Source organism: Flavobacterium endoglycinae (genome assembly GCF_017352115.1).
Classification (GTDB): Bacteria; Bacteroidota; Bacteroidia; order Flavobacteriales; family Flavobacteriaceae; genus Flavobacterium; species Flavobacterium endoglycinae.
On the sequence record NZ_CP071448.1, the window covers coordinates 4,064,198 to 4,076,903 of the forward strand.

The 12,706-nt window shown below is 34.2% G+C and carries 11 protein-coding genes; 9 read left to right on the forward strand and 2 right to left on the reverse strand.

Features of this window, described 5'->3' with window-relative positions; translation table 11 throughout:
• Positions 1 to 10: 10 nt before the first annotated feature.
• On the reverse strand, positions 11 to 3,136 hold the full coding sequence (locus J0383_RS18130; RefSeq protein ID WP_207295381.1) for a SusC/RagA family TonB-linked outer membrane protein: 3,126 nt from the start codon (positions 3,134 to 3,136) through the stop codon (positions 11 to 13).
• A gap of 914 nt (positions 3,137 to 4,050) precedes the next feature.
• On the opposite strand from J0383_RS18130, the gene J0383_RS18135 reads away from it, so the two are divergent.
• The 9 genes from J0383_RS18135 (at position 4,051) to moaA (ending at position 11,764) form a co-directional block, all read left to right on the forward strand.
• Positions 4,051 to 5,223 carry a molybdopterin molybdotransferase MoeA gene (locus J0383_RS18135; protein WP_207295382.1) on the forward strand — a complete coding sequence of 391 codons (1,173 nt, stop codon included), beginning with the start codon at positions 4,051 to 4,053 and terminating at the stop codon, positions 5,221 to 5,223.
• A 222-nt stretch (positions 5,224 to 5,445) separates the two neighbouring features.
• Positions 5,446 to 6,192 carry a sulfite exporter TauE/SafE family protein gene (locus J0383_RS18140; protein ID WP_207295383.1) on the forward strand — a complete coding sequence of 249 codons (747 nt, stop codon included), beginning with the start codon at positions 5,446 to 5,448 and terminating at the stop codon, positions 6,190 to 6,192.
• Positions 6,193 to 6,416: 224 nt separating this feature from the next.
• Positions 6,417 to 6,983 carry a molybdenum cofactor guanylyltransferase gene (locus J0383_RS18145; RefSeq protein WP_207295384.1) on the forward strand — a complete coding sequence of 189 codons (567 nt, stop codon included), beginning with the start codon at positions 6,417 to 6,419 and terminating at the stop codon, positions 6,981 to 6,983.
• Positions 6,984 to 6,993: 10 nt separating this feature from the next.
• Positions 6,994 to 7,788, forward strand: a complete 795-nt coding sequence (cobA, locus tag J0383_RS18150) for a uroporphyrinogen-III C-methyltransferase (RefSeq protein WP_207295385.1) — start codon at positions 6,994 to 6,996, stop codon at positions 7,786 to 7,788.
• Positions 7,785 to 8,024, forward strand: a complete 240-nt coding sequence (locus tag J0383_RS18155; RefSeq protein WP_207295386.1) for a MoaD/ThiS family protein — start codon at positions 7,785 to 7,787, stop codon at positions 8,022 to 8,024. The genes cobA and J0383_RS18155 overlap by 4 nt, the downstream gene beginning before the upstream one ends.
• Before the next feature lie 192 nt (positions 8,025 to 8,216).
• The gene (gene moeB / locus J0383_RS18160; RefSeq protein ID WP_207295387.1) at positions 8,217 to 9,317 is read left to right on the forward strand and encodes a HesA/MoeB/ThiF family protein; all 1,101 of its coding nucleotides are present in this window, start codon (positions 8,217 to 8,219) and stop codon (positions 9,315 to 9,317) included.
• A gap of 97 nt (positions 9,318 to 9,414) precedes the next feature.
• Positions 9,415 to 9,846: a molybdenum cofactor biosynthesis protein MoaE gene (locus J0383_RS18165; protein ID WP_073416564.1), complete on the forward strand. Its 432-nt coding sequence runs from the start codon at positions 9,415 to 9,417 to the stop codon at positions 9,844 to 9,846.
• Positions 9,847 to 9,855: 9 nt separating this feature from the next.
• Positions 9,856 to 10,770 (forward strand): bifunctional molybdenum cofactor biosynthesis protein MoaC/MoaB, encoded by a 915-nt coding sequence (gene moaCB / locus J0383_RS18170; protein WP_207295388.1) that lies wholly within the window; start codon positions 9,856 to 9,858, stop codon positions 10,768 to 10,770.
• Complete coding sequence (gene moaA / locus J0383_RS18175; protein ID WP_207295389.1) at positions 10,757 to 11,764, forward strand: GTP 3',8-cyclase MoaA; 1,008 nt, start codon at positions 10,757 to 10,759, stop codon at positions 11,762 to 11,764. The genes moaCB and moaA overlap by 14 nt, the downstream gene beginning before the upstream one ends.
• Positions 11,765 to 11,882: 118 nt before the next feature.
• Here the strand turns inward: moaA and J0383_RS18180 are convergent, their stop codons facing one another.
• Positions 11,883 to 12,443 (reverse strand): hypothetical protein, encoded by a 561-nt coding sequence (locus J0383_RS18180; protein ID WP_207295390.1) that lies wholly within the window; start codon positions 12,441 to 12,443, stop codon positions 11,883 to 11,885.
• Between the last annotated feature and the right edge of the window lie 263 nt (positions 12,444 to 12,706).

Genomic DNA, 12,706 nt, shown 5'->3' on the forward strand with positions numbered 1-12,706 from the left:
ATTTTTTTTCTTAGAATGTTACGTTCAGACCTGAAATGAATGTTTTAGAGTTTGGATACGAACCAAAATCGATTCCAGGATATAAGTTATTTTGTTCGTATGAACTTACTTCTGGATCATACCCAGTGTATTTTGTCCATGTAATTAGATTTTCGGCAGAGACATAAAACTTCACGCTTTTGGTTCCCAGTTTTTTAGAAACACTTTTTGGAAGTGTATAGCCAAGAGTGATTAATTTCAATCGTAAGAAAGAAGCATCTTCTACATATCTTTCAGAAACAATTCCTAAAGGAGAACTCGTGGCTCTCGGAATTTCATTGCTAGGATTTGTTGGCGTCCAACGGTCATTTAAAGTCGCAGCCGCGTTCGTTCCAAGAGTCGAGATTTCTAACTGCTGGTTTAAAGCATTAAAGATTTTTGCGCCGTAAGATCCTTGAAAAGAGAAGTTCAAATCAAAATCATTGTATGAAATCGTGTTGCTGAAGCTTCCCACAAATTTTGGCTGTGAAGAACCTAAACTTCCTTTGTCCAAAGCTGTAATTACACCATCGCCGTTTGTGTCAACATATTTTCGGTCACCTACTTTTGTATTAGCCAAACTGTTGATTTTAGGCTGTGTATTTACTTCTTGCTGCGTTTGGAAGATTCCATTTGTTCTGTATCCCCAGAAAGTTCCCAATGGCAGGCCTACTTTTACAATAACGGGCTGCTGTTGTAATAAGGAACCATTTGGTACTACTGGAAAAAACTGATTTACACCATTTCCTATGGCAGTTACTTTGTTTCTGTTGGCAGAAAAAACAAGATTAGAATTCCATGAAAAATTTTCTGTTTTAAGATTTTCAGTAGTTAAACCAATTTCGATACCTTTATTTTCAACGCCTCCAATGTTTTGAAGAACAGTTGCATACCCCGATGTTAACGGTACTGGAACATTGATTAATAAATCTTTAGTTTGTTTGTAATACACATCAAACACAAAATTGATTTTTCGATCTAATAATGATAAGTCTAAACCAACATTATATTGATTGGTTCTTTCCCATTTTAAATCAGGATTTGCTAATCGGGTAGGAGCCAATCCCGTATAAGTTGTTCCTCCGAAAGAGTAATTTACAGAACCCATAGAAGCTAATGAAAGGTAGTTTCCAATTTCTTGGTTTCCGGTTGTTCCAGCTGTAAGTCTAAGTTTTGCTTCGGTTACGCCTTTAATGTTGTTTGCAAATTCTTCATCAGTAATATTCCAAGAAAATCCAGCAGATGGGAAATACCCCCAAAGTGATTCAGAACCAAATCGTGAAGAACCATCGGCACGACCTGAAAGCGTAAAGTTGTATTTCCCTTTATACGAATAGTTTACTCTCGCCAACCATGATTTTAAAACACTTTCGAAAGCATCACTTCCAGGTTTTGTTGGTACACCATCTTGCAGTGCATCATATGTAGTATTGTCATTAATAAAAGTATTAGCGCCCGCAGTCACAACTTCTCCCTGAGTATATTGAAGTGTATAACCTGCCAATGCTGAAAATTTATGGTTTTCACCGAAGTTAGTATTGTAATTCAGTGTGTTTTCATTTAATACCGAGCTTACTACACGATCTCCAACAGCAGCAGAACCTTTTGTTCCCGCTCCATTTGAAGTATTTGCCGGAGCATAATAGTTTTGTTTGGTATTCAGTACGTCACCGCTTACAGCCACTTTTGCGGTTAGTTTTTTAGTGATTTTATATTCACCAAATAAACTCGTTAAAATTCGGTTGATTTTAGTTTCGTTGATGGTATTTTCCAAATCATTAATTGGGTTCGGAACATAACCGTTTACAGAAGTAGCGTATGGGTTGTTGGTCACATTGTAACTTCCGTCTTCATTTCGAATAGGAACAACCGGAGCAGTAAGATTCACACTTACAAGCGGATTTGGATTTCTTCCGCCGCTTCCGTTTGATGCAATACCGTTAGAAATAGAATTGCTGTAATTAGAATTAACCCCAAATTTGAAGTTCTGAGAATAGTTTCTTTCATAATTTGCACGAAGTGAAATTCTTCTGAAATCAGAACCGATAACAATTCCTTCCTGATCAAAATATCCAGCAGAAATCGCATATCTTGATCTTTCGTCACCGCCTGAAAAAGACAGTTGGTGATTTTGAATTGGAGCCGCTGTTCTAAAAGCTGCCGACTGCCAGTCGTAGTTTCCAGAAGTTTTAAAAGCTTCAATTTGAGCATCTGAAAAAGAAGGTGCCTGACCAATACTTGCCTGAACATCATTACGTAAGCTTGCCCATTCGCTGGCATTCATAAGTTTTAATTTCTTTGAAACGTTTTGAAAACCAAAATATCCTTGATACGAAATATTATCTTGTCCTTTGGTTCCTTTTTTTGTAGTAATAATGATAACTCCATTCGCACCTCGTGAACCGTAAATGGCTGTAGCAGAAGCATCTTTTAAAACTTCCATAGATTCAATATCCGATGGATTGATTGTTGACAAAACGTTTAAGCTTGCCCCAGCATTTGCCACTCCCGCAGAACTATTATTATTGTCGTTGTAAATCAAGATTCCGTCTACAACATAAAGCGGTTCGTTACCTGCTGTAATAGAGTTTCCTCCACGAATACGCACACTTGAAGAAGCGCCTGGACGACCCGAACTTTGTGTAACTACCACACCCGAAACTGCACCGCGTAATAAATTATCTGCTGATGAAGTAACTTGAGATAAATTAGCTTTTGGAACAGAAGCTACAGAACCTGTAATGTCTTTTCGTTTTTGTGTTCCGTAACCCACAACAACCAGCTCGTCTAATTCCTGTCTTTCTTCTTTTAAATGAATAATTACTGGATTTTTCTCTACTACAATTTCTAGTTTTTTATAACCTATGTAGCTTACGATTAAAGTGTAAGGAAATTTCTGACCCGTCTGAAAATAAAATTTTCCTTCAGTATCTGTCTGTACCCCGTGAGTTGTACCTTTTATATTTACTGAAGCGCCTATAATTGGCTGATTTGTAATGTCATCGACTACCGTTCCATCGAGCTTAGACTGAATAAGCGGTGTCGTATTTTGCGCCTGAAATTGCAGGGATGTCAACAAAAATGTAACCCATAAAATGAGGTTTATATTTTTTTTCATTTCTTTGTAATGGTTTTAAGTAATTAACAAGGCGCCCTGGACACTGATTTTTCAGCATCCTGCAATGGGTTTCTTGATTTAGTGATAAATATTCTTTTAGCCTCGCCATTTCTGTTGCCGCAGAAATGGCTTTTTTTTTATCTGCAACAGCAGCTTGTCATTATTTTCATTTTGTCTTTTTTAGTTGGTTAATTATTTTCTTTTTTAAAATGCAGGTACAATTCAATTATCCTTTTAACGCACTAGAGGCATCAAATTGATATGTTCAATATTAAATAGGTGGTGAAATTGAGATTTCGTCTTTAGATTTAGAAATAATCTAATAACGAATAGAGTTACGTTAGGAATTAACAACAGAAGCACATATAACAAAAGGTGTTATAAGTGTATTTTTTCGGAAGAATGTAATACGATATGCTTTCGGTTGTTTTCACGATATAGTTTTTTAAGGTTTTAAATAATGATTTATAACTCTACTAACTCTATAGACAAAGTTAATTTTAATATAATAAAAACCAAAAGTTTAACGCATTTTTTTTGAAAATAAAATTCTTCTGAAGCAAGTTATATAAATTTATTTTTAGTTATGTAGTTGTAAATCAATTATCTATGTTTGAAATTGTAGTGTATGAATTTGTTAAAAATTTATGGATCTAGAAATAAAATTGTAGTATTTTATCAGTAATTTTCCAATTGCCAATACCTTAAAAAATTCAAAATGAGAGCGGTAAAGATTCATTTTTTGTCTTCAATTATGATTTTTAATGAATATATTACGCTATTTTTAAGATTGACTTTAAGTAAAATGAAGTAATTTTATAGATCATTAAAATAAATTTAAAATTTTTAATCACGCTACGAATAAATACTTATATTTGTGAATAAGTATTTATACTTAGTTTTAATTTCTGAAAATGATAGAAGTCAGCAAAGCCATTGAGATAGTAGAGGCCAATAGCATTAAAATGCCTGTTCAGAAGATATCCGTAAAGAAAGCTTTGGGATATGTATTAGCTGAAAAAATACTTTCACCTATTGATATGCCTCCTTTTCGACAATCGGCTATGGATGGATATGCTTTTACACACAGCATCAGACATCAGTACGATATTGTAGGAACTTCTCAGGCTGGAGATCATTCGAATATAAAATTAAAACCGACCGAAGCAATTAGAATATATACAGGTGCTTTTGTTCCCGATGATGCTGATACAGTTGTAATGCAGGAGAATGTAATGGCCAATGAAGATTCTATTCTGATTGCCACAATGCCTGAAAAATTGGCTAATGTGCGTCCAAAAGGAGAACAAATTGCTAAAGACGATGTGGTTTTTGAAGCCAATACGTTAATAACGCCTGCTGCCATTGGATTTTTAGCTTGTCTGGGAATTACTGAAATTGAAGTCTATAAGAAACCTAAAGTTGCTATTCTAGTTACAGGAAATGAGTTGGTCGCTCCGGGTAAAAAACTAAAAAAAGGAAAGATATTCGAAAGCAATTCTATCATGCTTCAGGCAGGACTTAAAACAGCCGGAATTGAAAAAACAAAAGTGTATCGAGTAAAGGATAATCTGAAATCGACAAAAAAAGCCTTAAAAGAAATTCTAAAAAAATATGACATCATTCTTATTTCCGGCGGAATTTCTGTTGGCGATTATGATTTTGTAAAAGAAGCTTTACTGCAAAATGATGTAAAAGAGCTTTTCTACAAGGTCAATCAAAAACCTGGAAAACCAATGTTCTTTGGTTCTAAAAAAGAAACATTGATTTTTGCCCTTCCGGGAAATCCAGCTTCGTCACTGACTAATTTTTACATTTATGTATTACCAGCAGTTAAGAGCAGAATGGGACTTTCTGAAATTCATAAAACAAAAGTAATCAGGAAATTAACTTCGGATGTTAAAAACACTATTGGAAAAACATTATTTCTAAAAGCAAAATATGACGAGACAAATGTGACGGTTTTAGACGGACAAAGTTCTGCCATGCTAAACACATTTGCTGTTGCCAATAGTTTGCTAATCGTTCCTGAGAATATAGAAAATTATGTAAAAGGACAATCTGTTACGTTACTGCCGATTGATTAGTTTTTTTAGAAAATAGAGGGAAGGGATAGAGGAAAGAGGAAAGAGGAAAGAAGAAAGAAGAAAGAGGAAAGAAGAAAGAGGAAAGAGGAAAGAGGAAAGAGGAAAGAGGAAGAATTCGGGAGAAGATAGATTTTAGAAAGGTGATGAAAACTGTTATATAAATAAAAACATATAGTCAAGAAAAACGATTAAACAATTAACCAAATAAACGATTAAACAAAAATGAGCCTTCTTAGTTCCGAAAATATATTTTTATTCAGTTTTGCTTTAATTGTCATCGCATTTTTATATTCAAGTGTGGGGCACGGCGGAGCATCGGGATATTTGGCATTGATGAGTATTTTTGCTTTTCCAGTTTCTGTTATGAAACCATCGGCTTTATTGCTGAATTTGTTTGTGTCGAGTATTTCGTTTTTGTTTTATTATCGAAATAATTATTTCAAACCAAAGCTCTTTTATCCGTTTGCGATTGCTTCGATTCCAGCAGCATTTATAGGCGGTTTTGTAACATTGGACAATGCAATTTATAAAATCATTCTCGGAATTGTGTTGGTTTTTGCAGCGCTGAGATTATTCGGAATATTTAATTTTAAAGAAAAAGAAGAAGTAAAAATAAACCTTCCGTTTGCTTTAGCCATTGGTTTTGCCATCGGATTATTATCGGGAATGCTGGGAATTGGAGGCGGAATTATTTTAAGTCCAATTTTATTGTTTTTAGGATGGGCTTCGGTGAAAGAATCAGCGGCGATTTCGAGTTTATTCATCTTTGTGAATTCATTTGCCGGAATGCTAGGATTCTTTTTAGGAGGAAAAACAATCCCAATGGAGAGTTTTTATTTGGTGCCAATTGCCATTGTAGGCGGAATGTTAGGCGGATTTTATGGAAGCGGGTCATTTTCAAACAAAACCTTAAAAATGGTTTTAGGAACCGTAATTTTAATGGCAAGCGTTAAATTGATTTTTCCTTGAGAGAATAAATTAAAATTAACCGCAAAGTACGCAAGGAATGCCAAGCGGTTAAGAAAAATGCAAAGTGCGCAAAGCTTTGTGTAGATTTAGCTTTGCGAACTTATTTAAGATTATAATGAACAAAAAAAATCTAGCGCCTTTGCGGTAAAATTTTTTCGCATACTTGAAACTTTAAATCTGACTCGAGGCTGAAAGCCGAACTGACGAAGTAAACAAAAAGAATTATGGAAACATTATCAGTATTTATTCTTTGCGGAGGAAAAAGCACCAGAATGCAATCAGAAAAAGGATTGGTTTTGTTTCAAGATAAGCCGTTTATTGAACATATCATTCAGGCGATTCTGCCTATTACAAATAATATAAAACTAATTACGGCATCAAAAGAATATGATTATTTGGAATATGAAAAAATCCCAGATTTAATTTTAGACAAAGGTCCGTTAGGCGGAATTTACACCGCACTATCGCATTCTGAAACCGAATTCAATTTGATTTTAAGCTGTGATATTCCGTTAATTTCAACCGAATTATTGCAGGAATTAATTTCAAAACATACAAAAGAAGCAGGAATTACAGTTTTTGCTTCTGAAAGTAAAACACATCCTTTAATCGGAATTTATTCGAAAGAAATTTTACCAATTGTAAAAGAAGCAATCGAAAACAATGAATTGAGATTAATGGATTTATTAGCGAAATTACCGCACCAGATTATTAATATAGAAGAAAGTGAGAACTCTCCTTTAACCAATATTAATTCGACCGACGAATTAAATGACCTGAATATCAATTAACTTAAAGACTATGCGAAATTTAAAAACACCGAAATTAACGATTGTTGGCGCAGGTCCAGGCGATGTTGAATTGATTACGCTCAAAGCAATTAAAGCGTTAGAAAGTGCCGATGTCGTTTTGTATGATGCTCTGGTAAACGAAGAACTGCTGGAATATGCCTCAAATGCAGAAATTATTTTTGTGGGAAAACGTTTGGGTTGTCATGCTTACACACAAGATCAGATCAATGAATTGATTGTTTCGATGGCAAATCGTTACGGACATGTGGTTCGTTTAAAAGGAGGTGATTCGTTTATTTTTGGAAGAGGAAGCGAAGAAATCGATTATGCAGTAAAATTTGGTTTAGAAACAGCTGTGGTTCCAGGAATTTCTTCGGCTTTAGGTGTTCCAGCTTCTTCAGGGATTAGTCTGACGCAGCGAAAAGTTGCCGATAGTTTTTGGGTAATCACGGGAACCACTTCTAATCACGAGTTATCAAACGACGTTCATTTGGCTTCAAAATCAGCTGCGACGGTTGTGATTTTGATGGGAATGCATAAATTGGATGAAATCATTTCGATTTATAAAGAGAACAGAACGGATGATCTTCCAATTGCCATTATCCAAAATGGAACGAAAAATTCTGAGCAAAAAGTAATCGGAACTATCAACACAATTACTAAATTGGTATCCGAAAAAAATATTTCATCACCAGCGATTATTGTGATCGGTGAAGTAGTGAAAAATACATCAAAACTAACTGAATATTTTCAAGAGCATTTTGATGATGAATTTATTTTTCAAAATTTAAATTTAGAAGAATGATCGAGGTAAAATATTTTGGAGCTGTTGCCGAAAAGACAAAATGTGAATTCGAAAAGTTATCTTTTTCAGAAGAAATGTCACTGCAAAAATTATTGCGTGATTTAAATGAAAAATACGAATTCGAATCGCTGACTTTCAGTGTTGCAGTAAATCAAAAAATAGTTTCAAAATCGGCAGATTATACTTTACAGACTAGTGATATTGTGGCTTTGTTGCCGCCGTTTGCTGGAGGATAATGTGAAATAAAAATATCTTAACACATAGAAACATAGTTTCTTGGGTTGAAAAAAAAGAGATTAGAAGAAACAAGTTTCCACACATAGATAATCTATTTGTATTTAGAGTAGTGAAACGCCTTTTTAAAACTTATAAAAAACTATGTTTCTATGTGTTAAAAAAATATAAGCGCCGAGTGAACTAAAGAAGAAATGAAAGAATCAACACGATATAACCGACAAACCATTCTTCCTGAAATAGGAGCAGAAGGCCAGCAAAAATTATCAAAATCTAAAGTTTTGGTAATTGGAGCGGGAGGTTTGGGCGCTGCAATTTTGCCTTATTTGGCAGGGGCAGGACTTGGTAAAATCGGAATTGTAGATGATGATGTTATTGACGTTTCGAATCTGCATCGTCAAGTAATTTACAAAACTTCGGCAGTTGGAAAATCGAAAGCAGAAGAAGCCAAATGGATGATTTCAGAATTAAATCCGGAAATAAAAGTCAACGCTTTTTCTGAAAAATTATCAGGGAAAAATGCTATTGCATTATTTGAAAAATACGATATTATTGTTGATGCAACAGACAATATTTTTATCAAATATTTAATTAATGATGCTTGTATCGTAACCCAAAAGCCAATGGTTTATGGATCTATTTTTCGATTTCAGGGACAAGTTTCAGTATTTAATTATCAAAACGGACCCACATATAGATGTTTATATCCAGATGAAAATTCGAATGCTTTAAATTGTGAAGATGCAGGAGTAATTGGCGTTTCAGTTGGTATTATTGGAATGTTTCAGGCCAATGAAGTCATTAAAATAATTCTCGGAATTGGAGAAGTGTTAAGTGGGAAAATATTAGTTTATAATGTTCTCAAGAATGAACAGCATACATATAATTTCGAAAAGAATTCAATTTTAGAAATGACGAAAGAAGATTTTGATCAAAAATACAATTCAGATGAAAATCAAATAGAAGAAATAAAATTTGAATTGCTTTTGGATGAAATAGAAAATGATGCCGTTTTGTTTTTAGATGTTCGTAATGAAGACGAATTGCCAAGATTAGAATTGAAAAATAGCATTCAGATTCCGCTTTTAAATTTAGAAGCCGAAATTAAAAATCTAAATAAAAATCAAGTTATTTACGTTTTCTGCCAATCTGGAGTCAGAAGTAAGGTGGCAGCTGAATTGCTTCAGAAAAATCATTTTAAAAATGTAAAAAGCATTATTGGCGGAGCTTTAGCAATGCGAAATTTATTAGAAGAAAAAAAGGATAGCCACGAATTCACGAATTTTATTTTTTAAATCTATACGCAAAGTATTGGATTAATTCGTGAAATATGAATTACACAAATGATTAAGTGATAATTCGTGAATTCGTGGCAGAAAAAAAAACATAAAAATGAGTAAAAATGTATTTGTAGAAGGACCGATTTCTCCAGAATTTATTGCAGAATCGATCGCGAAACACCAATCCAAACATACAATTGGGGCGCATAATATTTTCCTGGGGCAAGTTCGCGCCGATGTTATTCACGACAATACAGTGGTAGCAATTGATTATTCGGCGTATAAAGACATGGCGAATGAAGCTTTATACACGATTCGTGAAAAAGCTTTCGCTAAATTCGATCTAACCTGCATGCACATTTACCACAGTTTAGGCGTTGTAAAAGCAGGCGAAATCTGTTTGTTCGTTTTTGTTTCGGCAACACGCCGCAAACAGGTTTATGAAGCTACGGAAGCGATAGTAAATTGGATAAAAACCGATGTGCCGATTTTTGGTAAAGAAATGTTTGAAAATGATACCTTCACTTGGAAACAAAATACCTAAGAAATTATAATGGTAGATATTACGCATAAAATAAGTACTTTAAGAGTTGCAACCGCAACCGCAGTTGTCAAAGTCAGCAAACAAGAAACAATTGATGCAGTTGTGAACAATTTAGTGCCAAAAGGAAACGTATTCGAAATGGCAAAAACGGCCGGATTATTTGCGGTAAAAAACACGCATTTATCTATTCCAGATTGTCATCCGCTTCCAATTGAATTTACTTCTGTAGAATATAATATCGAGGGTTTAGACATTCATATTATCTTTAAAGTAAAAACCGTTTACAAAACCGGAGTTGAGGTTGAAGCCATGCACGGCGCATCGATTGTAGCACTCACAATGTACGATATGCTGAAACCGATTGATAAAGAAATCGAAATTTCAACCATCAAATTAATCAATAAAGAAGGCGGAAAATCGTCTTTCAAAAATAAATTTCCGAATGCAATAAAAGCCGCAGTTTTCGTTTGTTCCGATTCGATTTTTGCTGGCGATAAAGAAGACCGATCTGGAAAAGTAATTGTAGAAAAATTAGAATCACACGGAGTCGAAACTTCTCATTACGAAATCATTCCAGACGAATTGGATATTATTCAGGAAAAAACAAAAGCTTTCGCTGAAGAAAATCAGCTGGTAATTTTTACAGGCGGAACAGGATTATCTCCAAGAGATGTAACTCCAGAAGCTTTAGCACCATTATTAGAAAGCAGAATTCCAGGAATCGAAGAAGCCATTCGCAGTTACGGACAAGAAAGAATGCCGTATGCAATGCTTTCTAGAAGCGTTGCGGGAACTTTAGGAAAAACATTGGTTTTGGCTCTGCCAGGTTCAACAAATGGAGTGAGAGAATCGATGGATGCCATTTTTCCGCATGTATTGCATGTTTTTCATATTTTAAAAGGAAAAAACCATGACAGCCTATAACACTATTTTAACGGATAGTTTCGGGCGCAGACATAATTATCTGCGTATTTCGCTGCTCGAAAAATGCAATCTGCGTTGTACGTATTGCATGCCGGCTGACGGAATTGCACTTTCTCCAAAAGCAAGTCTTATGACCACTGAGGAGATTTTTGCAATTGCTGAAACTTTCGTGAAAAATGGTGTTGACAAAATAAGATTAACAGGCGGTGAGCCTTTACTTCGAAAAGATTTTCCAGAAATTATTTCAAAATTATCGACTTTAGATATTTCACTTTCTATTACCACAAACGGAATCTTAATCGACCGACATATAGATGTTTTGAAGCAATTTAATGTCAAAAAAATCAATTTGAGTTTAGATACGTTGGTTGCTTCAAAATTTCAGTCTATAACGCTTAGAAATCAGTTTGAAACAGTAATTAATAATCTGCATTTACTTTTGAATAATGATTTTCAGGTAAAAGTAAATGTTGTTTTGATGAAAGGTTTTAACGATAATGAAATTGCCGATTTTGTAAAACTGACTCAGTTTCTGCCGATTTCTGTTCGCTTTATTGAATTTATGCCGTTTGCTGGAAACGAGTGGGATAGGAGCAAAATGGTTTCACAGCAAGAGATTTTATCTTTAGTTGAAGACAATTTTTCATCAGATGATATTCAAAAACTAGAAGACGAAAAAAACTTTACCTCAAGAAACTATAAAATAAAAGATTTCCAAGGCGATTTCGGAATCATCAGTTCGATTACCAATCCGTTTTGTGACAGCTGTAACCGTATCCGCTTGACGGCGGACGGGAAAATAAAAAACTGCCTTTTCTCAAATTCTGAAACTGATTTGTTGACTGCTTTTAGAAATGGAGAATCCATCAACGATTTGATTTCAGAATCTATTCAAAATAAAAAGAAAGTTAGAGCAGGAATGTCGACTGTTAATGAAATAAACGATCCTGCGCTGCATTCAGACAATCGAAGTATGATTGCGATTGGCGGCTAGAATTATTTAAGAATGCTTCACTTCTCTAAGCTATTTTAATGTGATTGCTTCTTTGTTCACAATGAATTATTAGAACGTATAAAAAAAGCTCAACTTTAAGTTGAGCTTTTTTTACGTATTATTTTTTCTTTTTAGCTTTTGCCTTTTTTTGAGACTTTGCTTTCTTCTTAGCGATTTTTTTAGCTTTAGCTTTGTCTTTAGCTTTTTTGGCTTTTTCCTTTTTCTTTGCCTTCGCTTTAAGTTTTGCTTTTTTAGCTTTTGCTTTCTTTTTATCTTTTTTAGACTTTTCTTTTTTCTTATCTGCTTTCTTTTTGTCTTTTACTTTCTTCTCTTTCTTGTCAGCAGTTTTTTCATTAGAAATCACTTCTGTAACTGTTGCCACATTTTCTTCAACAACTGGTGTTTCAACTACTATAGGTTTAATAGTTGGTGCGGTAATTTTTTTAGCAGGAGTTCTGCGAACTGTGGTTTTAGTTGATGTTGTAGCTGCAGCTGGTTTTACAGGAGTTTTTACTGCTGTAGTTTTAGCAGCTGGTGCGGTTCTCGCAGGAGCTTTGCGTACAGGTGTTTTTGAAGGTTCAGCGCTTTCCGTTTTTACATTTTCTTCAGCAGACTGATTGTTTTCAGCAGCTGGCGAATCAATCTTCTCAGGAGTAATTTCTTCGTTCTTGTTTTCCATATTAATGTTATTTTGATGAGGATGTAATTATCAATGTAACTAAATTGTTAAGTTTCAGTTAAGTAAAGATAATTATAAAACAAGCTTTCTAATGTTAAGTTTTTTGATAATTTTTACAATTAATTATCTGAACATAAGTTAGTTAGATTTTTGTCTAAAAATTAAAAACCAAATTTCTTAACAATTCTACATGAAAAAATGGAAGAAATTGCTGTATAATAAGAGTTTTTTGCTGATAAGTTCTTTTGAAAACAGGTGCTCTA